We start from the raw sequence: 20643 nt of genomic DNA, 5'->3' as shown, positions 1-20643 counted from the left end.
ATGAATCCCCCCAGTGGTTCACGCCGATAGTCTAGACGGGCGCGGGCCGCCGTGCCTCAGCCGCGCGCCTGCAGCCGCACCCGCAGGTTCACCGGCATCAGGGTGAAGGCCAGCCGCTCGCTCACCGGCCCGGGGCCGGGCGCGAGCGAGACGCTGAAATTGCGTGCCAGCATCGCCGTCACCGCGCGGATCTCGGAGGTCGCCAGCACGCGGCCGGGGCAGATGCGCGGGCCGTAGCCAAAGGGCATGCTCGGGCGCACGGCCCCCGGATCGTTGGCATGTGCCCAGCCCCGGTCGGGCAGGAACTTGTCCGGTTGCGGGTATTCGGATTCTTTCATCCCGCCCATGCGCGTCAGCAGGAACAGCTGGGTGTTGGCGGGAATACGCAGGTCGCCCAGCATGACCTCGACGTTGGTCTCGGCGGAGATGAACGGCGCCACCGGCTTCAGGCGCAGGGCCTCGCCCATGACCGCATCGACCAGCGGCAGCCGGTTGTAATCCGCCGCCTCGCGCAGCAGCTCGCCTTCGCCCAGCACCGCGTCGGCTTCCGCCTGCAGGCGATGCTGGAGGTCGGCGTCCTGCGCCAGGTAATAGATCATCCAGGCGAGCGTGTTGGCCGTGGTGTCCTCGCCCGCCAGCAGCGCGCCCACCGCATTGCCGAACAGCTCGCGGTCACTGAGCTGGGTGCCCTCGGCCTCCTGCGCCGCCAGCAGGGCCTCGAGCAGGCAGCTGGGATGCTCGCGCAACGCCGGGTTCGCCGCCATGCGCGCGCGGGCGCGCGCGATCAGCGCGCTGACCTCGTCGTAGGCGCCCCTCAGCGCGCGCTCCAGCGCATAGTCCTGCGGCAGCTTGAACAGGCGCCAGTAAGGAATGGCCGAGGAAATCCGCCGGCCGAGCGCGGGGAAAATCTTGTCGAGATGGCGCTGGATCGCGCCGGCGGGCTGCTCCAGCGTGTTGGAATCGTGGCCGAGCGCGAACCGCATGGTCACGTCCACGGTGTAGAGCATCAGATCGCGCTGCACATCGATGACCGTGTCCGCGGCCGCGGCTGCGCGCCAGCGTTTCAGCAGCCGGCCGGTGACCTCGAACAGCTCGGGGTGAAAGGTCTTGAGCTTCTGCGCGCCCATGGCGCGGTTCCAGATCTGCCGCTGCCGCCGCCAGTCCTCGCCCTCGGCCGGGAAGACGTTGGTGACGCCCATCTCCTCGATGGCCCGCGACACCAGCGAACCGCGGCGGTAATGCTCCGGGCGCTCGCGCAGCACCTGCGCGATCAGCGCGGTATCGGCCACGACCACCACGTCCATGCGCCCCAGGCGGACACGGAACAGCGGGCCGTACTTGCGGCACCAGTCCTCGAAAATCAGGTGGATGCGCGGCGCATTGAGCTGGAAGGCGTTGCCGACCAGCGGCCAGCCCGGCGGCGCGGGCAGCTCGGCAATCTCGCGGACCGGAGCGGGAACGGCGACGGACATGGCAACGCGGATAACGACTACCCCGCCAGCCCCGCGTAGACGTTCTGCACGTCGTCGTCCTCGTCGATGGCTTGCAGGAAGGCCTCAACTTCTGCGCGCTCGGCCCCGCCCAGCGTGAGCGGATTCCTGCAGCGGTAGATCCACTGCGCGGACTGCACGGTGAAGCCGTAGTTGGGCAATGCACGGCTGACGGCGTCCATCTCCGCCGGCGCGGTGTAGAACAGCATGGCGCCGTTCTCGCCCGGCTCCAGGTCGCTGGCGCCGGCCTCGATCGCGGCCAAGTCGGGATCGGCGTCCGGCTTCGCCGGCAGCGCCTCGATCATGCCGAGGTGGTCGAAGTCCCAGGACACCGAGCCGGCGGCGCCGAGCTGGCCCTTGCGGAACAGCGTGCGCATGCTGGACACGGTGCGGTTCACGTTGTCGGTGAGGCACTCGACGATGACCGGCACGCGGTGCGGCGCGAAGCCTTCATACGTGACCTTCTCGAACTGCGCCGCCTCGCCGGTCAGGCCGGCGCCCTTCTTGATGGCGCGTTCGATGTTGTCCTTCGGCATGGAGGCCTTCTTGGCCTGCTCGATCGCCATGCGCAGGCGCGGGTTCATGGCCGGGTCGGCGCCGGCGCGCGCCGCGACCATGATTTCCTTGGACAGCTTGGAGAAGATGCGGCCCTTGGCGTTGGCCGTCGCTTCCTTGATCTTGGTTTTCCACTGTGCGCCCATGGCAATCACCTGTCTCGGGAGGGACCCGCCCGGCGGCCACCGGCCGGACGGCTGGCGCCTATTGTACTCAGCGCGCCGGTGCGGGCAGGTGATCGGCCAGCTGCCGCGCCCAGTCGCGGTAGGCCAGCGCGGAAAGATGATAGCCGCCGGCGAATCGTTCACCCCCACCCCCGCCCTCCCCCATCAAGGGGGAGGGGGTCAAAGGCTAAAAGTAGCGGATCAGGTCGATCAGCAGGTAGTCGTCCTCGCGGAAGCCGTACAGCGGGTCGAGCTCGTCCAGGCCGCTGAAGAAGCGCGTCTCCGCCGACAGCTTCCAGTGGTCGCTCAGGCGGCGGTTGGCCTCGATGCTGCCGAACACCGCATGCGTTTCGCGGTCCACGATCACGCCGGCGAGGATATCGCTGCTCTGCACGTCGTTGAAGGCGATACGTGTGCCGAGAAAAACATCATCCTCGAACGGCGAGAAGTTCTTCGGCTGCAGCCCGGCCAGCGCCATCGCCTCGGCCGGGGTGAAGCCCTGCCCGCTCTGGATGCGGCGCTGGGCGAAGGCCTGCTGCGAGTCCTCGTCCAGCCGGCCGCGGCTGTCCCACAGGTACTCGCCGAGCATGCCGACGTCAATCTGCGTGCCGAACACGCCGACATAGGTGTACTCGAAGCCGGCGGCGATGGCGGTGAATTTCTCGAAGTCGCTCTCGCGGCGGATCGCCTCCAGCTTCCAGGCCCAGCCGCCGAAGATCGCCTGCACGTCCAGCCCCAGCTGCCGTACCTGGTCGTAGCGCGGCACCAGCTCCGCGCTGGGGAAGAACACCGTGACCTGGCATTGCGGCAGCGAAGGGGTGATGAGGCAGATCGGCGGCAGCGTGGACGGATCCGGCACCAGCCGCGGCGCGCCGGGATTCACCAGCAGGCGCGGGTCGCGGTTGGTGCCGTCGAAGTAAGATAGGCCGACGTCCCACTGGCCGATGCTCCGGGCCCAGCGCAGCGCGGCATCGACGTGCCGCTCCTCGCGGCCTGATTCGTACTGCGGATGGCCGCTGTCCACGGGCAGCGCCGGGCGCAGGCGGCCCTCCCCGCCCGGGAAGCTGCGCTCGCGGAAATACGGCAGCACGAACAGGTCGAGCGTGCCCCAGTCGCGGATCAGCGCCAGGTTGATCATCGGCTGGCCGAGCTTGTCCTCGCCGTCGATGTTCTCGATGAAGTCGTCCTGGTTGATGACGTCCACCAGGTGCTGGGACTCGGTCACGCCCCAGAAAACCTTGCGCACGCCGACGCGCCACTCGTGGGCTTGCGCGCTGCGGCGCCAGTACAGCTCGCGGATGTCGGCGTGGCTGCGTTCGTCGTCGTGCTGGTCGAGGCGCGCGAAGGGCGTGAAGGTGAAGCTCTGCTTGCCGCCGGCCCACTCAAGATACAGCTCCGGCTCCACGCTCAGGGACAGGTTGCCGCCGTCGTACTGCTCGCGCTGCGTGGCGTCGTTGGGGAAATACAGCGCCTGGATCGTGACGTTGCCGCTGAACTTGCGCGTCAGGCCCGCGTCACCGCTCTCCTCGGCCGACACGGGCAGCGCCAGCAGCAGGAAAAGTGGGGTCAGAGTAAATTTTCGGGGCGAAAACTTCATTCTGACCCCGCTTTTTCCGCTTTTTCCAGCTCGCGCAGCAGCAGGCGCGCCAGCGCCGCGGTTTTCTGGTCGATGCGCGGATCCAGATAGTAGTGATCGAGCCCCAGCTGCACCAGCGTTTCGCTGCCCGGCGCCACTGCGTCGAGCAGCAGCGTGAGCCCGTCATTCGGGCCCTGCGGCAGGATGCGCCGATAACCGAAACGGCCGCCGCGCGTGATGTCGCCGGAGAACGGCACGCCGAGATAATTCACCACGCGCAGCCGCGGCGGCAGCCGCCAGCGTTCGAAACGGGCGCGGCTGGGCACGGTGCGCATGCTGTCCACGCTGGCCAGCGTCCAGCCCTTGAAAGGCGCCAGCAGCCCGACCGCCGCGCGCTGCGGCCAGCGCGCGGCCCAGTCGGCCAGCGGGCTGCCCTGCAGGATGCCGCCGATGTTGACCCAGGTGCGCGCCGCATGGCTGCGCTGTTCGCGCTCCAGCAGGCTCAGCGCCTCGCCCACCTCCGGCCCGGCCTTGCTGGCGCTGACCAAAAGCAGGGCGCGGTACTGGCCGCTCAAGCGGACGATCTCGTCGGCGATGATGCGCGCGTTGTCCTCGATGGTGCCGCTCTCCTGCGTGCGCACTAGGTGATGCTCAAGCCCCTGCGCGTCGAGCACCCGCCGGGCGCGCGCGAAGTCGGCCCCGGTTTCCGGCTGGGTGATGTACAGCCAGCCCGGCACCAGCAGGATCAGTACATCCTGGCGCAGGGCTGCCGGCAGCGGCGCGTCGCCGCGCTGTGCGGCAGCCAGTTCCTGCTCGAAGCGCAGCCGCAACGCGTGATTGCGCGCATCCGCCAGCAGGGCGTCGGCAAAAAACGCCGTGGCCGTATCGGGCGAGGCCGCCTGCGCGATCTCGAGCAGCGCATCGTGGGTCACGGCGGCGGCCAGCCGCTGCCGCGCAGCGTCGAGCCGGACGTCGTAATCCGGCCGCGTGCGGCGGCCCTGCAGGTAATCCGTCAGGCAATACTGGGCCAGTTCGCTGTCCACCGTGGTGCGCAGCGGCAGCCCATGCAGCCTCGTGTCCACCGCCCACCCGTCGGCCGCCGCGTCCGCCATCGCGAATGACAGGACAACGCCACAGACCAAGCCCGCACAAACGGCGGCAGCCCGCATTGCGGCGGCGCCGGTCATGACGGCCGTCAGCGCGCCGCGCTCAGGCTGGCCTGGTCGAAGTCGCGGTCGGTATAGCCGTTCCTGAACTGGTATTCGCCGAACTTGAGCGTGGTGCTCTTGCCGGTCTGGTGGTTGACCATGTTCAGCTCGAGCGGGCGCCAGTACTGATCGAGGTACTTCTTGTAGCTGCCGAAGGTCAGCGTCTTCAGCAGGCTGCTCTTGCGGTCGTAGAACTCGATCTTGAGGGGGCGGTACTCGGCCTTGTCCATCCACACGACCTGGCGGGTGTAGCCGGAGTTCTTGTCCACCGGGTAGCGCTCGGTCACGAAGCAGTCCTGGCCATCGAGCGTCTCATCCCGGAGGTACTTATAGGTGTACTTCTCGACCTCCTGGCTGCCGAGATCCTCATAGGCGAACTCACTGCCCATGAACGGGCCGGATTTGTTGTCGGACGCGATGCGCTTGACGCGCTTGACCGCCGGCAGGTACAGCCAGCGGTCGTCGTCGGCGACCTTGTGCGAAAAGGTCAGCAGCGCCGTGCCCTGCACGTCCTTGGGGTTGTCGAAAATGATCAGGCTCTTGTCACCGTCGTTGGCGACCTCGAGCGCCCGCGCACGCAGCTTGCGGTGGCTTTCCTCACCCTGCCTGTTGCGCAGGATCATCTCCAGCGTGGTCTTGCTGTCGCCCCAGCCGGTATTGCGACGGTCGGCTTCCTTGGCGATGGCCAGCCCCTTCTCCTCCGGCGTCTCGGCAACGGCCGGCAGCGCGACGGCCGCTGCAAGTAGTGCGACGAGAATCAGGCCGGGTAGCGCCTTCAAAGGCGCTGGATCCCGGCTTGCGCCGGGATGACGGACAAGCGTGTCACTTGCTGGCGAGAACTTCATGGCTCATCTCCTGGGAAACGGGAAGGGTTTCGGCGGCCGGCGCCCGCACGCGGTCGATCTTGAGCAGCATGGCCGGCAGCAGCAGAAGGTCGATCAGCAACGCCACGCTGACCGTGATCGCGGTCAGGATGGACATGCCGCTGTTGGGCAGGAAGGCCGACTGCGCCAGGATCGAGAAGCCGGCCACCAGGATCAATGTGGTCACCAGCAGCGCGACGCCGACGTTGTGGAAGGCGTAGCGCACCGCCGCCTCCGGCGCCATGCCCTCTTCGCGCCGCGCGCGCAGGTACTTGGTCATGAAGTGGATGGTGTCGTCCACGATGATGCCGACGGTCATGTTGAGCACGATCGCCATGGTGAAGTTGACCTCGCCTGAGATCAGCGCCCAGACGCCGAAGCCGACACCCAGCGGCAGCAGGTTGGGCAGCAGGAAAGCGGGCATCAGCCGCCAGCTGCGCAGCACCGGCAGCAACAGCAGCGAAATGATCGCCAGCGAAACCGGCAGCGAGGTGAAGTTCGACTCCAGGTTGCGCTTGGAGATGTGCGCGAACATCACCGCCGGCGACACGCCGTGGGTTTCCAGCTCGGGCGCGTTCTCCCGCAGCCACTGCACCGCCTGCTCTTCGACCGCTCGCGTCTCTTTGGACTTCAAGTGCTTGAAGAACACCATGAAGCGTGTCGCCGACTTGTCCTGATTGATGGTATTGGTGAGGTCCAGTCCGAACGGCAGAGACAGCTCGTACAACAGCAGGTACTGGGCCGACAGATCGCTCTGCTCCGGCAGGCGGTAGTAGGCCGGATCGTCGCCGTGCATGTTCTTGTTCAGGCGCTTGTAGATGTCCGAGACGGTGAACACGTGCAGCACCTTGTCCTGGCTGCGCCACCATTGCGCGAACGCGTCCAGCTTGCGCAGGTATTCCGGGTCGGAGACGCACTCGCTGGTGCCGCAGCGGAGCGAGAACTCCATCGAGTACAGCCCGGTCAGGTTCTCGGACACGTGGTCGGAGTCGGTGCGGAACTTGATGCTCGGCTCGAAGTAGTGCACGAACAGGTCGTTGCCCTCGTTCTTGAACGCCAGCGCGCTGAAGGCCAGCGTGATGGCGAGCGTGCCGTAGAAGACCGGGTTGCGGTGGCGGATGACAAAATCCGCGATGCCATCCATCGCGCGAGTCAGCCGCGAGTTCTCGGTGTCCCGCGCCTTGGGCACGCGTGCCGGCAGCAACGCCATCATCGCGGGCAGCGTGAAGATCGCGAAGAACCAGGCCAGCATCACACCAATCGCGGCGATGTTGGCCAGGTCCTTGAGCGGCGGCGAGTCGGTGAAGTTGACCGACAGAAAGCCCACCGCGGTGGTGGCCGAGGTCAGGAACACGGCCGTGAAATTGACGCGCATGGATTCGACGATGGCCTCGGCCTTGCTGCGGCCGGCGCGCATCAGCGCGAAGGTCGTGGTGTAGATGTGCACGCAGTCGGCCACCGCCAGCGTGGTGATGATCTGCGGCGCGGCCGCGGACGGCGGCGTCAGCAGGATGTGCATCCAGCCGGCCACCCCCATCGCCGCCACCGCCGAGATCACCACGACGGCCATGGTGGCGAGCGTCGCCCAGCCGGAACGCAGCAGCAGCGCCATCACCAGCACGATGACGGCGTACATCAGCGGCACCAGCGTCTGGATGTCGGCGCGCGAGGCCTCGGTAAAGGCGTTCGACATCATGTTGGAGCCGGTCATGTAGATGCCGCCGATCTCGGGATATTCCGCGAGATAGCGGTCGCGCAGCGCACGCGTCGCGGCCACCGCCGCTGGCAGTTCCTTCTGTGTCTGCTGCTCGACCGGCGGGAAGGTGAAGTTGATGTTGATGCCGGTGACGTGGCCCGTGGGCGAGACCATGCGGCCGACCAACAGCGGCTCCTTGAGCACGATCTGCCGCATCCAGGCCAGACGCTCCGGCGTCAGCTCGGCGTCCGGCCCGATCAGCGGCTGCACGCGCAGGTCGTCGCCGTTGGCCTCGGTATGCTGGTAATTCGCGATGGAATCCACGCGCGAGGCATAGGGCAGCTTCCAGGCGTCCTCGGTGAACGCGCGCACCGCCTCGAGGAAGCGCGGCTGGAAGATATCGCCCACCTTCGGCTCGAACATCAGCAGGATGTTGTCGTTCTTGCTGTAGACGTTCTGCACCTCGTCGAAGGCCAGCAGCTGCGGGTTGTCCTTGCCGAAGTACACGCGGTAGTCGGTGGAAAATTTCAGGTTCTTGACACCGGCGGTCAGGCCGCCGATCAGCAGCAGCGAGAGCAGCAGCACCAGCCAGCGGTGGCGCAGCAGCCACTCGGTGTAGCGCACCACGGCCTGTTCGTAGCGGGAGAGACGAGTGGCGTTCATGGATGAACTCCGGCAACGGGATTCAGCGTTCGTGCGGCTCGGGCCGCAGGTGTTCGAGATAGTCGATCAGGCCGCGGAAGCCGGCCTCCAGGAATTCGCGCGACTGCTGCGCCTTGCCCATACCGACGCAGCCCTCGATGCAGGAGATGATGAAGGCGGAGGCGGCGGCCGGGTCCACGTCCTTGCGGACGGTGCCGCGGGCCTGTCCTTGCGCAATGGCCTGGCTGACGCCCGCGCGCCAGTCGCGCAGGATGGCGCTGAGCCGCTCGCGGAAGCCCTCGTCCACCGGCGACATCTCGTTGATCAGGTTGTTGAACGGGCAGCCGTAGGCCAGCCCCATCTCCGAGCGCTCGCGCGTCAGGCGCTTGCACAGCTCGATGGCGGCCTCGATCATGTCGGGCGCCTGGGCGGCGGGCTTCCAGTTTTCCTCGACATAGGGCCGGATGATCTCCTCGACCACGGCATAGCCGAGTTCCTGCTTGCTGCCGAAGTGGTGGTACAGCGCGCCCTTGGTCACGCCGGCCGAAGCCAGAATGGCGTCGAGGCTGGCGCCACGAAAGCCGTTGCGGTGGATTTCGTTGAACGCCGCCGCCAGCAGGTTCTGGCGCGTGAGATCGGGCGAGCGTCTGGGCGTTGGGGCGGGCATAGCGTTTCCGTGCAGGCGGATACTGGAGTCGGTATGGCGCCGGGCTTACCCCGACGCAACATACCGACTAGTATGTATGCAGCTTTCGATTTGTCAATTACCCGGCAAGTCATCTATTGGATCAGTGACTTACGGGGTCGGCAGGATAAACCCATAGCCTGACAGCCCGCGCAGCTCGTCGCGCAGGCGACGCTGCGCCTCACGCCGTTGTGCCGCTCGGGCAGCCGGGGTGTCCTCCGCAGGCTCGTCGATGGGTCCGACGGCGGGCGTGGGCTCGACGGCAGCATCCGCAGCCTCCACTTCCCGCGACTGCTCCGGTGCCTGCTCTTGCGCACGGGCCGGCGTTGCCATCAACGCGGCGCCTGCGACCCACAGGCCCGCCAGCAATGTCGCCAGCACGGCCGCGCGTGTAGCACCGGCACTGCGCGCCGCCGGGACATCCGCCTTGCGTGGCGGCGCGGCCTGCACATCCACCGACTGCACGAACCCGGTCACGGAGCGGATCACGTCCGCGTCCGCCAGGATGCGGCGGTGGCCGAGTCCCTGCGTGCTGAGCAGGCGCGCGCCCGGCCAGGCCCGGGCGATCGCCTCGCCATCGGTCCACGGTGTTTCCCGGTCGGCGCGGTCATGCACCACCAGCAGCGGCGGCATGCGCCTGTCGCGCGCCATGCGCGGGACGTTGTAGTAGGCCATGGGCAGGCCTTCGACCGCCTCGACGCGGCGCTGCAGCCGTGCGCGTGTCTGCTCACCGAAGCCGAACCGCTGCGCGAAGGCGTGGGTGTATTGAACGGGATCCGCCATCGGCGAGATGAACACCGCGGCCGCGGCCGGCACGCCCTCGCGCAAGACGCTGGCGGCCGCGGTCGCGCCCATGGAATGCGCAATCAGCGCGTGCGCCGGTCCCTGGGCGCCCACCACGGCGGCCAGCGCCTCGGCAAACTCCGGCAGGGTACCGGCACGCGCCCCCAGCCGGCCCGGGTCGGAAGCGCCGTGGCTGGGCATGTCGAAGCTGATCACGCGAAAACCCGCCTTCAGCAGCGGCGCAATGAAGCCGGACAGCTGCAGGCCCCAGCCACCCCAGCCGTGCACCAGATAGGCGTTGGGACCCTGCCCCCAGCTCTGCCCGCGCAGTACGCCGCTCGGCAACTCCAGTTCGAAGGCCGCGCCCGGCGGCAATCCGTCCGGCGGCGCCAGCGCGCCGGGCGGCAGCGGCGGGCGCGCAAACCACAGCCGTTCCGCCCACAGGGCGCCGAGTCCGGGTGCCAGGCGCTCGAGCGTACCGAAGCCATGGCGCAGGGCGGCGGCGGTGGCATTCTTATAAGGACGAACGATCGTGCTATTTTTAGGTGAAACCTTGCTGGCTTGGGGCATGGCACATCTCCTTCTTCGGGGTGGGTTAGTGCGGGCGCCGGACGGCCGCGAGCAGGGTCTCGAAGGCCTTGCGCGTCCGCCGTTCCGCGGCGGGATCTTTCATCAGGCGGCAGTAGTAGCTGTAGCCGAGCATCTGGCTCTGCAGCTCGTGCGCAAACTGCTCGGCATCGGCGTCGGCGCGGAACTGCCCTTCCGTCACCCCGCCGCGAAACATCTGCACGATCGAGTCCAGGAGATCCTGCTGGTCGCGCACCAGCCGGTCGCGCACCGGGCCGGGCTGGTCGTCCAGCTCGGCCGCGGCCGCGAAGAACAGGCAGCCGCCGGGCAGCGCATCGCCGCTGCACCAGGTCAGCCAGCGCTCGAACAGCTCGCGCAGGCGCGCCTCGCCGCGCGGCGCGGCCAGCGCCGGCCGGATCACGAGGTCAATGAAGCGCTCGCTGGCGTGCTTGAGCACTTCCAGCTGCAGCGCCTCCTTGGACTGGAAATGCGCAAACAGTCCGCTCTTGGACAGCCCGGTTTGTTCGGCCAGGGTGCCGATGGTCAGGCCGGCCAGCCCCACCCGGCTGGCCACGCGCGCAGCCTGGTCGAGGATGGCCTGGCGGGTTTGTTCGCCTTTACGCATGATTCATTTATAGCACGATCGTTCGTATTGTCAAGCAGGGGTGTCCTCGGCCTTCTTCTCGGCCCAGTCCTCGCAGATATGGCTGGCCAGGCCCGCCCCCACCTCGTAGAAGCTGTTGGCCGTATGGTTGGCGCCCGCCTCCATCAGCGCGCGCGCCTCGTCCGGGAAATTGCTGGTCGCCACGATGTGCCCGCGATAGCCGCGCTTGCGCAGCTGCTGCGTGGCGATGCGCTTGGCCTCGAAATCCGGCATCGCCAGCACCACCGCACGGACGCCCTCGATGTCGAGTTGCTGCCACAGCGCCGGATCCTCGGCATCGGCATACAGCACGCGCCGGCCGCGGCGCAGGTTCTGCTCGACCTTGCCGGGGTCGGAGTCCAGCCCCACGACGCGCAGGTCATGCTCGGTGAAGTAATCGTAGGCGCCACTGCCCACGCGCCCCATGCCCATGATCAGCACCTGCGCACGGCCGAGCCGGATCGGCTGCTCGTCGGGATGTTCCTGCTGCAGCTCGAAACGCCGCAGCCAGGGCTCCAAGCGTCCATACAGCCAGTGCGCCACGCGGTTGAGCGGCGCCGCCAGCGCAAAGGACAACGCCAGGGCCAGTGCCAGCGTCACCAGCCAGTCGGCCGCCAGCCACTGGCGCTGTACCGCGAGGCTGGCGACGATCAGGCCGAACTCGCTGTAGGTGGCCAGCGCCAGCGAGGCCAGGAAGGCGCTGCGCGCGCGCAGGCGGAACAGCACCAGGATGACGAAGAACAATGCCGCCTGCAGCGGCAGCGCGAGGCATAGCAGGGCGGCGACGCCGAGCGATTCCAGCGTCAGCACGCCAGTGACGCCGATCTGGACGAAGAAGCCGATCAGCAGGACTTCCTTGAGGCCCCATAGCGCGCCCGACAGCTCCACCGCGCGCGGATGGCCCGCCAGCAGCATGCCCATGACGAGGGCACCCAGCTCCGCGCTCAGGCCCATCTTTTCGAAGCCCATCCCGCCGATGACCACGCCCACCAGCAGGCCGAACAGCAGGAACAGCTCGTCATGGCCGATATGGTCGGCCATCTTCCACAGGAGGGGCCGCAACAGCGGCAGGGCCGCAAGCCCGAGCACGAACCAGGAGACCGGATGCGCATCCAGGGTCGCCAGCAGTGCGACCGCCACCAGGTCCTGCACGATGAGGATGCCGATGGCGACGCGGCCATGGAACGCACGCAGTTCCTTCTTCTCCTCCAGCACCTTGGCCGCGAGCACGGTGCTGGAAAAGCCGAGGGTGACCGCCAGCAGCGCCGCCAGCCGCCCGTCGAAGCCGGCCAGCGCATGCAGCGCGGTCCCCAGCAGGGCCGTGGTGATCACCAGGTGCAGCAGGCCCGCCGCCCAGGCCTCGGGCCGGATCAGCGACTGCAACCGCAGCTTGAGCCCCACGCTGAACAGCAACAGCAGCACACCGACGTGCGCCGCCTGCTCCAGCAGCGCGCCGCCGGTGAAGCCCAGGCCCTGCATCGCGAAACCCGCCGCCAGGTAGCCGACCAGCGCAGGGATACGCAGCTGCTGGAACAGCAGTCCCAGCGCGAAGGCGACGGCGAGCGCGAGCGCTTCCATACGTCAACTATGGTGGCTGAGGGGGCGCGCCGACAACCGGCCGCGGGGTGCATGGCTACAATGGCGCATGCTGACCGCCGTCCTCACCCTGGTGGCGCTGCTGTCCGCGACGCTGTCCGGCATGGCCGGCATCGGCGGCGGCACCATCCTCATCGCCGCGATGTACGCCGTCGGCCTGACGCCCACGGTGGCGGTGCCGGTGCATGCCGGCGTGCAGCTGGTGTCGAACTTCTCGCGCACGCTGGCCTACCTGCGCCATGTCGAATGGCGCGCGCTGCGCGACTTCCTGTTCGGCGCGGTGCCGGCGCCCTTCGTGGTGGCGCCGCTGATCGCGCGCGCCGACGAGCACGCACTGCTGATCCTGATGGCGGCCTTCATCTACCTGACGCTGTGGCCGATCTGGCTCAGGTGGCTGCGGCTGGAGGGGCGCGCCGGCATGGTGGCGGCCGGCGCGATCACCGGCGGGCTGGGCTCGCTGGTCGGCGCCACCGGTACGCTGATCGCGCCGCTGTTCCTGCGCAGCGACTGGCGCAAGGAAACCACCATCGCCACGCTGGCCGTGTGCCAGTCGATCGCGCACCTGCTCAAGATCATCGCCTTCGCCAGCGTCGGTTTCGGCATCCCGGAGCACTGGCCGCTGCTGCTGCCGATGTGTGTGGCGGTCGTGCTTGGCACGCTGGTCGGCAGCCGCGTGCATGGCCGGCTGAGCGAGGCACGCTTCGTCGGGCTGTTCCGCGTCATCCTCGGCGTGCTCGCGACCAAGCTGCTGTACGACGGCATGACGGGCTTGATGGGCCCATAGAAGAAATAGAACAAGATCGTCAGGATTGAACAGGATGAATGGGACAGGCATTTTTTGTTTCAAAACGGAAATCATCCTGAGTATCCTGAAACATCCTGTTAATCCTGTTCCATTCTTTCAGCCTTTAACCCTTGAAGGGGCCGCAATGAGCAAGACTTATTTCGTCACCGGCGCCGCCTCGGGCATCGGCCGCCATCTCGCCGCCGAGCTCCTCAAGCGCGGCGCACGCGTGCTCGCCACCGATCGTAACCAGGCGGGTCTCGACACCCTGCGGCAGGACTGCGCCGCGGGCGACCGACTGTGGATCGAAACCCAGGACGTGCGCGATGCGGCGCAGTGGCAGCGGCTGATCGAGCAGATGGCGCAGCGCTGGGGCAGGGTGGACGTACTGCTGAACGTGGCCGGCGTGATCCGGCCGGGCTGGGTGCAGGAGGGCGGGCCGGCGGATGTGGATTTCCACCTCGACGTCAACGCCAAGGGCGTGATTCACGGCACGCACGCCGCGGCGCGCCAGATGCTGGGGCAGGGCGGGGGGCACATCGTCAACATCGCCTCGCTGGCCGGCATCGCGCCGATCCCGGGCCTGTCGCTGTACAGCGCCTCCAAGTTCGCGGTGCGCGGCTTCACGCTCGCCATCGCGCAGGAGCTGGTGCCCAGGGACGTCAAGGTGACGGTGGTCTGCCCGGACGCGGTGCAGACGCCGATGCTGGATTTGCAAATCGATTACGAGCAGGCGGCGATGACCTTCTCCGGCAACCGCCTGCTGACGGTCGAGGACGTGGCCAGGGTGATCCTCGGCCGGGTGCTGGAAAAGGCGCCGCTGGAAGTCATGCTCCCGGGCGGCCGCGGCTGGCTGGCCAAGCTGGCCTCCGCCTTCCCGGACTTGAACGCGCTGCTGCTGGACTCGCTGCGAAAAAAGGGGCTCAGGAAACAGCGCTTGCGCAAAGCAGGCTGAGGTTCCGTCTTGCGCTTGCTCGTCGAGGGCGGCCGCCTGCTGGCGCGAAACGCATGACTAGCGGTTGCCATCGCGCGATTGACGGCGGCCGAAACCACCGAACCCGCCGCGCTGGCCTTCGCCACGCCGCCGGCCCTGATTCTGAGCCTGACCGCGCTGCCAGCCATGGCCTTGACGGTGTGCGGGCTGTGGCTGGCGCGGGCGGTAGTCCACGCTGTTGCCGTTGACTTCGTACTCCGGCTCGGCCTGGTTTCCCTCGAAATCATCCAGGCTGGGCGGGCGCTGGTACACGCCGATCTGCGGCTGCGCCGGGTGCGGCCGGCCCTGGCGCGGATGCCGGTGTCCGTGACGCGGGCCGCGCGGCTGGCCCTGCGACTCGTGCCGTGGCCGGTGGTGCGGCTGCCGCGGCGGGCGCGCGAATTCGTCGCCGGACGGCGGCGGCGCGTCGTAGTCGAAGCCTTCCAGCTGCTTGCGCTCGATCCGCTGGCCGAGCTTGCGTTCGATCATCCGCACGTTGTCCTCGTCCTCGCGCGTGACGAAAGTGAAGGCGTCGCCGGTGCGCGCCGCGCGGCCGGTGCGGCCGATGCGGTGGGTATAGGCCTCGGGCGTATCCGGGATGTCGTAGTTGATGACGTGCGACACCTGCGAGATGTCGATGCCGCGCGCGGCGATGTCGGTCGCCACCATGATCCGGTACTTGCCGCTGCGGAAGCCGTCCATCGCCTCCTGCCGGCGATTCTGCGACAGGTTGCCCTGGATCGAGGTGGCCTTGTAGCCGGCCGCGGCCAGCTGCTGGCCGATGCGCTTGGCGCGGTGCTTGGTACGGGTGAAGACCAGCACCGATCCGGTGTCGGTATGCGCCAGCATGGCCTTGAGCAGTGCGGTTTTCAGGTGCGGCGCCACCGGGTAAAGCGCGTGGGTCACCGTGTCGGCGGCCTGCGTGTTGGCCACCTCGACCGTGGTCGGTGCGCGCAGCACTTCCTGCGCCAGCTTGCGGATGTCCGGCGGCATGGTGGCCGAGAACATCAGCGTCTGCCGCTCGGACGGCAGGTGCTTGAGTATCTTGCGAATGGTGGGCAGAAAGCCCATGTCGAACATGTGGTCGGCCTCGTCCAGCACCAGCACCTCGAGCGCGGCCAGCGCGATGCCGCCCTGCTCGATGTGGTCCAGCAGCCGCCCCGGGCAGGCCACCACGATCTCGCAGCCGCGCCGCAGGCGGTCCCGCTGCGGGCCATGGCCGACGCCGCCGTAGATGGCGGCGCTCTTCAGGCCGGTGTCGCGGCCGAGCTCGCGAAAGGCCGTGTGGATCTGCTCGGCCAGCTCGCGGGTCGGCGCGATGACGAGCGCCCGCACGTGGCCGCGCGGGCCATTGACCAGGCGCTGCAGGATCGGTAGCGCGAAGGCCGCGGTCTTGCCGGTGCCGGTCTGGGCCAGGCCGAGGACGTCGCGGCCGGCCAGCACGTGCGGGATGGCCTGGGCCTGGATCGGGGTCGGGGTGACGTAGCCAAGCGCGGCCACACCCGCGGCCACCTGCGGGTGGAAATCGAAATCGGAGAAATTCAAGACAAAAACCTCTGAAGGGGACGGGGTGGTTCAGGCGTACGCAACGCGCGCTGACGGCCGCGCCTGCGGCCGGTACCCCCATGAAGACAGTGCCGGGGGCTGGCGAAAAAGGCGCGCAGTGTATCATGGCCGCCGCGATGACGCCCATCACGCCCATTCCCGGCTTTGCCGAGCCCTTCAGCTCGATCAGCCACCTGATCGTCGGCAATGCCCTGTTCGGCCTGGCGCTGCCCTTCCTGCTCTACCACGGCCGCGGCAGCGGCTGGCGCCAGCTGTACCTGTGGGTGTTCGGCGTCTCGAGCCTGTTCCTGCTGTCCATGAGCGGCGTGTACCACCTGCTCGGTGAAGGCTTCGCGCGCGAGGAGGTGCTGCGGCGGCTGGACCATGCCGCGATCTTCGTGCTGATCGCCGGCACCTTCACCGCCGCCCACGGCATCCTGTTCACGGGGATCTGGCGCTGGGGCTTCATCCTGCTGCTGTGGCTGGGCGTGGGCATCGCCATCACGATCAAGACCGTCTTCTTCCATTCCATTTCGGAGGCGTTGGGGCTGGCGCTGTACCTGGGCTTCGGCTGGCTGGGACTGCTGTCGGGCATCAAGCTGTGGCGCCGCTATGGCTACGGCTTCATCCGCCCGGTGCTCTGGGGCGGCGTGGCCTACAGCGTCGGCGCCATCATCGAGTTCCTGCGCTGGCCGATACCGCTGCCGGGCGTGGTCGGGCCGCATGAACTGTTCCACGTCGCGGTGCTGGTCGGCCTGGGCTTTCACTGGTACTTCATCTGGGAGATCGCCGGCGAGGCGCGCCGCATCGCCTTCGCCCGGGCGCTGCGCAGCCAGCTGCCGGTGGGCGAGATCGAACAGCTGATCAAGGGCGCCGTCGGCGTGGCCGAGTTCTTCGACTTCAAGGTCGAGCGCGCCGACAAGTCGGCCGTGACCCTGCGCCTGCCGTACAACGAGAAGCAGCTGCGCGCCGGCGGCAGCATCTCCGGCCCGGTCATGATGATGCTGGCCGACACCGCCATGTACGCGCAGATCATGGCCGCTCTCGGGCCCGAGCTGCTGGCGGTGACCACCAACATGACGCTCAACTTCCTGTCCAAGCCGCCGCCCGCCGACCTGGTGGCGCAGGGGCGCCTGCTCAAGCTCGGCAAGCGCCTGGCCGTGATGGAGGTCGAGATCCGCTCCGCCGCCGACGATACGCTGGTGGCACATGTCACCGGCACCTATTCCATCCCGCCCAAGCCGGACGCCGGGCCGGCCGGCTGAGCCCGGGGCTGCCCCATATACAGCCGCCGAGGATTGGAGTAAGCTCGGCTGGCCTTTGGGATAATACGACTCGACTCAGGACCCTTCCCTTCTGCTCCCCGCCGACTTCCGCCAGGCTTTTGGCCTGCTCACTCGCTTTCATACCCGGCTTACCGCCCCGTCTGAACCTGTGCGCCTGCCTGCAGCTGTGGCCGTTGCGTCCGCAGGGGGTCGACCTGTGTCTGCGTGCCGTCCCGGCCGTGCCCACCCCGGTTTTCCGGGACGCGCGCTTACCGTCCATGTTGAGTCTTTGACGACTCGTTGAGGAGCCTTTCGCGATGAAGACGATTTATGTTGGCAATCTGCCGTTTTCCGCCACCGAGGAAGAGGTGCGCAGCCTGTTTTCGCAGCACGGCACCGTGCACTCGGTGAAGCTGATCTCCGACCGTGAGACCGGCCGCCCGCGCGGTTTCGGTTTCGTGGAGATGGAGGGGGCGGATGCCTCCAAGGCCATCGAGCGCCTGAACGGGCACCAGATGGGTGGCCGTGGCCTGCGCGTGAACGAGGCCCAGCCGAAGCAGGGCGGTGGCGGCGGTGACCGCGGCCGCGGCCCGCGTCGCGCGTCCTGGTAAGACACCGGGATTGAAGCCCGCCCGGGCGCGAGCCCGGGCGGTTTCGCCTTCACCCGCTCAGGGTGAGGGCGCCTTGATTCTGCCGATGCTGGGCTGCGTCAGGCTGCCCAGGTAGAGCCAGTCACCTTCCTGCTCCACGCTGGTGATCGGGGCGTAGGCATTCTTGCCTGCGTCCTGCAGGTTGTGGATGACCTTGCCGTTCTCGTCCAGCCCCAGCACGAAGGCGTGCCGGGCTGGCTTGGGCTGCAGCGCCTCGGGCAGGCGCATGGCCAGCTTGCGCATCCAGGGCTTGTCGCTCATGCGGTCGAGATCCTTCGAGCGCGGCGAGTACAGCGCCACCCAGAACACGCCCGCGTCGCTGCAGGACACCCCGTCCGGGATGCCGGGCAGGTTGTCGAAGAACACGTCATGCTGGCCGGCCTTCGGCCCCTTCAGCCAGTAGCGCAGGATGCGGTAGCTGCCCGTTTCATTGACCAGCACGAAGTCGCCGCCGCGGCTCACCGCCACGCCGTTGGCGAAGTTCAACCCGTCCAGCAGCACCGTGGTCTGGTCGGCGAGCGGGTCGTAGCGGAGCAGGCGGCCGCGGCCGCCGTGCTCCAGGATGTCGGCCATGTGCTCGCCGTAACCGAACTTGTCCGAGGCGTCGCTGAAGTAAATCATGCCGTCCGGCCCGACATCCACGTCGTCGGTGAACTTGTACGGCACACCATTGGCCTCGGTGGACAGCACGCGCAGGCCGCCGTCGGGACGGATCGCCAGCAGCCCCTTCTTCGCGTCCGCGACCAGCAGCATGCCGTTGGCGGCGAAGTCCAGCCCCAGCGGCCGGCCGCCGGTGTCGGCGAAGTCATCCAGCGGCTTGCCCTGCGCGTCGAAGCGCCGGATCTTGCCGTCGGCATAGGCACCGTAGATGCGGCCCTCGCTGTCCACATCCACGTCCTCGGGGCCGATGCCGGCGCCCTCGCCGATGCGCTCGACGCCGGCCAGGTAGTCATTGACCGCGTACGGGCCTTCCAGCTTCGGCGCCGGCGGTGCCTGCCAGGCGACCGGCTCGATCGGCACCGGCCAGAAGAACAGGTAAGCCAGCAGCAGAGCCAGCAGGAGCACCAGGACAAGCGTGACTTTTTTCATACGTCCCTCCGCATCGGGCATGGTTCATTCATTGGGCGCCGGGCGGCGCACGGCGCCGCCCTCCGGCACCAGCTCCGCGCCCTCCCAGCGCAGGCGCGTGGTGTCGATATAGCGCGGGCAGCAGGCCGGGCCGTCCTCGTCGGTGGCATAGCGTTCGACCACCAGCCGGCCGCGCTCGATCGCCAGGCTGGCGATGCCGCCGAAGGCGCGGTCGCCGCCCTCGACGCGCCCGATCAGCACCGGCTGGCCGCCGCGCATCGTGTACACCAGCCCCTCGGTGAACTGGCCGGTGCCGCCGGTGTTGCAGCCGGTGGCCACGGCCGCCTCCGGCGCACCGTCGCCGGTCAGGTCGCCATAGCTGACCGACAGCACGTTCAACAGCAGCGGATCGTGCTCCGACTCGCGCCGGAACTCGCCGTCGCGTACCGTGATCTCGATCGGCCGGCCGTCCTCGCTCACGCAGTACACGGCGTAGGTGAAGTTGCGGAAATCCACCGTGCGGATGTCGCCGTCCGTTGCGCGGGCCGGCGGCCGCTCGTCCAGCCCGAGCGCCGGCAGGGCGTGGCGCGCCAGCCATGCGCCGCCGGCCGCACCCACCGCCAGCAGAACCAGCGCAGCGAGCCAGTGTCCCCTGTTTTTCCGTGCCATTACTTTACGTACACGCTCTTGATGTTGACGAATTCGCGGATGCCGAAGTGCGACAGCTCGCGGCCATAGCCGCTGAGCTTGATGCCGCCGAAGGGCAGGCGCGGGTCAGAGCGCACGAAGTCGTTGACCGCGACGAAGCCGGCCTCGATCGCCTCGGCCGCCAGCTGCTCGCCGCGCGCCAGGTCGCGGGTGAACACCGCAGCGCCGAGGCCGAAGTCCGAGTCGTTGGCCACGCGCAGCGCCTCGGCCTGATCGTGCACCGGGATGATCGCCGCCACCGGCCCGAACAGCTCCTCGTCATGCGCCGGCATGCCGGGCTGCACGTCGGTGAGTACCGTGGCCGGGTAGAACGCGCCGGGCCCGTCCGGGATCTCGCCGCCCAGCAGCAGCCGTGCTCCCCGCCCCAGGCTCAGTTGCACCTGCTCGTGCAGCTGCTCGCGCAGGTCGACGCGTGCCAGCGGGCCGAGCTGGGTCTTCTCGTCGCGCGGGTCGCCCATGACCGCGGCCTGCATCTTCGCCACCACCCGGCGCTCGAATTCCTCCAGCACCGGCGCCACCACGATGAAGCGCTTGGCGGCGATGCAGCTCTGGCCGGTGTTGACCAGGCGCGCGGCGACGCAGGCATTGACCGCCACTTCCAGGTCGGCATCCTCGAGCACGATGTAGGCGTCGCTGCCACCCAGCTCGAGGACGGTCTTCTTGAGGCATTCGCCGGCGGCGCGCGCCACCGCGCGCCCGGCCGCCTCGCTGCCGGTCAGGGTCACGGCCATCACGCGCGAATGCGCGATCACCGCCTCGACCTGGCGGCTGCCGATCAGGAGCGTGCGGAACAGGTGCTCGGGGAAACCGGCCTCGCGCACCAGTTCCTCGATCAGCAGCGCGCAGCCGGTGACGTTGGAGGCGTGCTTGAGCAAGGCGGCATTGCCCGCCATCAAGGCCGGCGCGGCGAAACGGAACACCTGCCAGAAGGGAAAATTCCACGGCATCACCGCCAGGATCACGCCCAGCGGGTTGAAAGCCACGAAGCTGCGCTCGGCTTCCGTCGCGACCGGCTCGGGCGCCAGCATCTGCTGCGCATGCGCGGCGTAGTACTCGCAGACCCAGGCGCATTTGTCGATCTCGGCGCGCGCCGCCGCGATCGGCTTGCCCATCTCCGCCGTCATCAGCGCGGCACAGTCCTCGCGCCGCGCGCGCAGCCGCTGCGCCAGCGCCAGCATGCGG

The 20643-nt window shown here is 68.3% G+C and carries 18 protein-coding genes; 4 read left to right on the top strand and 14 right to left on the bottom strand.

The features are described from left to right. Positions 1 to 56: 56 nt before the first annotated feature. The 10 genes from VNJ47_01785 to VNJ47_01740 form a co-directional block, all read right to left on the bottom strand. The gene (locus VNJ47_01785; protein ID HXG27566.1) at positions 57 to 1472 is read right to left on the bottom strand and encodes a cytochrome P450; all 1416 of its coding nucleotides are present in this window, start codon (positions 1470 to 1472) and stop codon (positions 57 to 59) included. A 17-nt stretch (positions 1473 to 1489) separates the two neighbouring features. Then, positions 1490 to 2191: a YebC/PmpR family DNA-binding transcriptional regulator gene (locus VNJ47_01780; protein ID HXG27565.1), complete on the bottom strand. Its 702-nt coding sequence runs from the start codon at positions 2189 to 2191 to the stop codon at positions 1490 to 1492. 205 nt (positions 2192 to 2396) lie between these two features. Further along, positions 2397 to 3806, bottom strand: a complete 1410-nt coding sequence (locus tag VNJ47_01775; protein HXG27564.1) for a hypothetical protein — start codon at positions 3804 to 3806, stop codon at positions 2397 to 2399. Beyond that, complete coding sequence (locus VNJ47_01770) at positions 3803 to 4867, bottom strand: hypothetical protein (GenBank protein ID HXG27563.1); 1065 nt, start codon at positions 4865 to 4867, stop codon at positions 3803 to 3805. The genes VNJ47_01775 and VNJ47_01770 overlap by 4 nt, the downstream gene beginning before the upstream one ends. Before the next feature lie 113 nt (positions 4868 to 4980). Continuing rightward, positions 4981 to 5772 carry an outer membrane lipoprotein-sorting protein gene (locus VNJ47_01765; protein HXG27562.1) on the bottom strand — a complete coding sequence of 264 codons (792 nt, stop codon included), beginning with the start codon at positions 5770 to 5772 and terminating at the stop codon, positions 4981 to 4983. 43 nt (positions 5773 to 5815) lie between these two features. After that, positions 5816 to 8215 carry an MMPL family transporter gene (locus VNJ47_01760; protein ID HXG27561.1) on the bottom strand — a complete coding sequence of 800 codons (2400 nt, stop codon included), beginning with the start codon at positions 8213 to 8215 and terminating at the stop codon, positions 5816 to 5818. A 22-nt stretch (positions 8216 to 8237) separates the two neighbouring features. Beyond that, positions 8238 to 8861, bottom strand: coding sequence for a TetR/AcrR family transcriptional regulator (locus VNJ47_01755; protein HXG27560.1), 624 nt, complete (start codon positions 8859 to 8861; stop codon positions 8238 to 8240). A gap of 129 nt (positions 8862 to 8990) precedes the next feature. Continuing rightward, complete coding sequence (locus tag VNJ47_01750) at positions 8991 to 10232, bottom strand: alpha/beta fold hydrolase (GenBank protein HXG27559.1); 1242 nt, start codon at positions 10230 to 10232, stop codon at positions 8991 to 8993. A gap of 25 nt (positions 10233 to 10257) precedes the next feature. Next, positions 10258 to 10854, bottom strand: coding sequence for a TetR/AcrR family transcriptional regulator (locus tag VNJ47_01745; GenBank protein HXG27558.1), 597 nt, complete (start codon positions 10852 to 10854; stop codon positions 10258 to 10260). Positions 10855 to 10884: 30 nt separating this feature from the next. Further along, positions 10885 to 12450: a cation:proton antiporter family protein gene (locus VNJ47_01740; protein HXG27557.1), complete on the bottom strand. Its 1566-nt coding sequence runs from the start codon at positions 12448 to 12450 to the stop codon at positions 10885 to 10887. Between the two features lie 67 nt (positions 12451 to 12517). Between VNJ47_01740 and VNJ47_01735 the strand changes: the two genes are divergently transcribed. Continuing rightward, positions 12518 to 13252, top strand: a complete 735-nt coding sequence (locus VNJ47_01735) for a sulfite exporter TauE/SafE family protein (GenBank protein ID HXG27556.1) — start codon at positions 12518 to 12520, stop codon at positions 13250 to 13252. Positions 13253 to 13397: 145 nt separating this feature from the next. Continuing rightward, positions 13398 to 14207, top strand: coding sequence for an SDR family oxidoreductase (locus VNJ47_01730; GenBank protein ID HXG27555.1), 810 nt, complete (start codon positions 13398 to 13400; stop codon positions 14205 to 14207). Positions 14208 to 14264: 57 nt separating this feature from the next. Here VNJ47_01730 and VNJ47_01725 read toward each other — a convergent pair whose 3' ends face one another. Further along, positions 14265 to 15770: a DEAD/DEAH box helicase gene (locus VNJ47_01725; GenBank protein HXG27554.1), complete on the bottom strand. Its 1506-nt coding sequence runs from the start codon at positions 15768 to 15770 to the stop codon at positions 14265 to 14267. A 125-nt stretch (positions 15771 to 15895) separates the two neighbouring features. Between VNJ47_01725 and VNJ47_01720 the strand changes: the two genes are divergently transcribed. Then, positions 15896 to 17035: a hemolysin III family protein gene (locus VNJ47_01720; protein ID HXG27553.1), complete on the top strand. Its 1140-nt coding sequence runs from the start codon at positions 15896 to 15898 to the stop codon at positions 17033 to 17035. Positions 17036 to 17352: 317 nt separating this feature from the next. After that, complete coding sequence (locus VNJ47_01715) at positions 17353 to 17646, top strand: RNA-binding protein (protein ID HXG27552.1); 294 nt, start codon at positions 17353 to 17355, stop codon at positions 17644 to 17646. Between the two features lie 57 nt (positions 17647 to 17703). On the opposite strand, the gene VNJ47_01710 is transcribed toward VNJ47_01715, so the two are convergent. The 3 genes from VNJ47_01710 to VNJ47_01700 form a co-directional block, all read right to left on the bottom strand. Continuing rightward, entirely contained in the window at positions 17704 to 18774 is a 1071-nt protein-coding gene (locus VNJ47_01710; GenBank protein HXG27551.1) for an SMP-30/gluconolactonase/LRE family protein, read from the bottom strand. A gap of 24 nt (positions 18775 to 18798) precedes the next feature. Next, positions 18799 to 19422: a hypothetical protein gene (locus VNJ47_01705; GenBank protein ID HXG27550.1), complete on the bottom strand. Its 624-nt coding sequence runs from the start codon at positions 19420 to 19422 to the stop codon at positions 18799 to 18801. Further along, on the bottom strand, positions 19422 to 20643 hold a 1222-nt coding region (locus VNJ47_01700), incomplete at its 5' end, for an NAD-dependent succinate-semialdehyde dehydrogenase (protein HXG27549.1). The genes VNJ47_01705 and VNJ47_01700, both read right to left, overlap by 1 nt.

The sequence above is a fragment of the Nevskiales bacterium genome, assembly GCA_035574475.1.
In the GTDB taxonomy this organism is placed as follows: domain Bacteria; phylum Pseudomonadota; class Gammaproteobacteria; order Nevskiales; family DATLYR01; genus DATLYR01.
Note: the sequence above shows the minus strand (reverse complement) of the source record. Positions and strands in the feature narration are given on the sequence as shown.

Excerpts from the sequence above, each read along its gene's own strand:
- VNJ47_01710 (HXG27551.1), bottom strand. The coding sequence starts at position 18,774 with ATGAAAAAAGTCACGCTTGTCCTGGTGCTCCTGCTGGCTCTGCTGCTG.
- VNJ47_01735 (HXG27556.1), top strand. The coding sequence starts at position 12,518 with ATGCTGACCGCCGTCCTCACCCTGGTGGCGCTGCTGTCCGCGACGCTG.
- VNJ47_01775 (HXG27564.1), bottom strand. The coding sequence starts at position 3,806 with ATGAAGTTTTCGCCCCGAAAATTTACTCTGACCCCACTTTTCCTGCTG.
- VNJ47_01730 (HXG27555.1), top strand. The coding sequence starts at position 13,398 with ATGAGCAAGACTTATTTCGTCACCGGCGCCGCCTCGGGCATCGGCCGC.
- VNJ47_01785 (HXG27566.1), bottom strand. The coding sequence starts at position 1,472 with ATGTCCGTCGCCGTTCCCGCTCCGGTCCGCGAGATTGCCGAGCTGCCC.
- VNJ47_01750 (HXG27559.1), bottom strand. The coding sequence starts at position 10,232 with ATGCCCCAAGCCAGCAAGGTTTCACCTAAAAATAGCACGATCGTTCGT.
- VNJ47_01705 (HXG27550.1), bottom strand. The coding sequence starts at position 19,422 with ATGGCACGGAAAAACAGGGGACACTGGCTCGCTGCGCTGGTTCTGCTG.
- VNJ47_01715 (HXG27552.1), top strand. The coding sequence starts at position 17,353 with ATGAAGACGATTTATGTTGGCAATCTGCCGTTTTCCGCCACCGAGGAA.
- VNJ47_01740 (HXG27557.1), bottom strand. The coding sequence starts at position 12,450 with ATGGAAGCGCTCGCGCTCGCCGTCGCCTTCGCGCTGGGACTGCTGTTC.
- VNJ47_01780 (HXG27565.1), bottom strand. The coding sequence starts at position 2,191 with ATGGGCGCACAGTGGAAAACCAAGATCAAGGAAGCGACGGCCAACGCC.
- VNJ47_01720 (HXG27553.1), top strand. The coding sequence starts at position 15,896 with ATGGCCGCCGCGATGACGCCCATCACGCCCATTCCCGGCTTTGCCGAG.
- VNJ47_01755 (HXG27560.1), bottom strand. The coding sequence starts at position 8,861 with ATGCCCGCCCCAACGCCCAGACGCTCGCCCGATCTCACGCGCCAGAAC.
- VNJ47_01745 (HXG27558.1), bottom strand. The coding sequence starts at position 10,854 with ATGCGTAAAGGCGAACAAACCCGCCAGGCCATCCTCGACCAGGCTGCG.
- VNJ47_01760 (HXG27561.1), bottom strand. The coding sequence starts at position 8,215 with ATGAACGCCACTCGTCTCTCCCGCTACGAACAGGCCGTGGTGCGCTAC.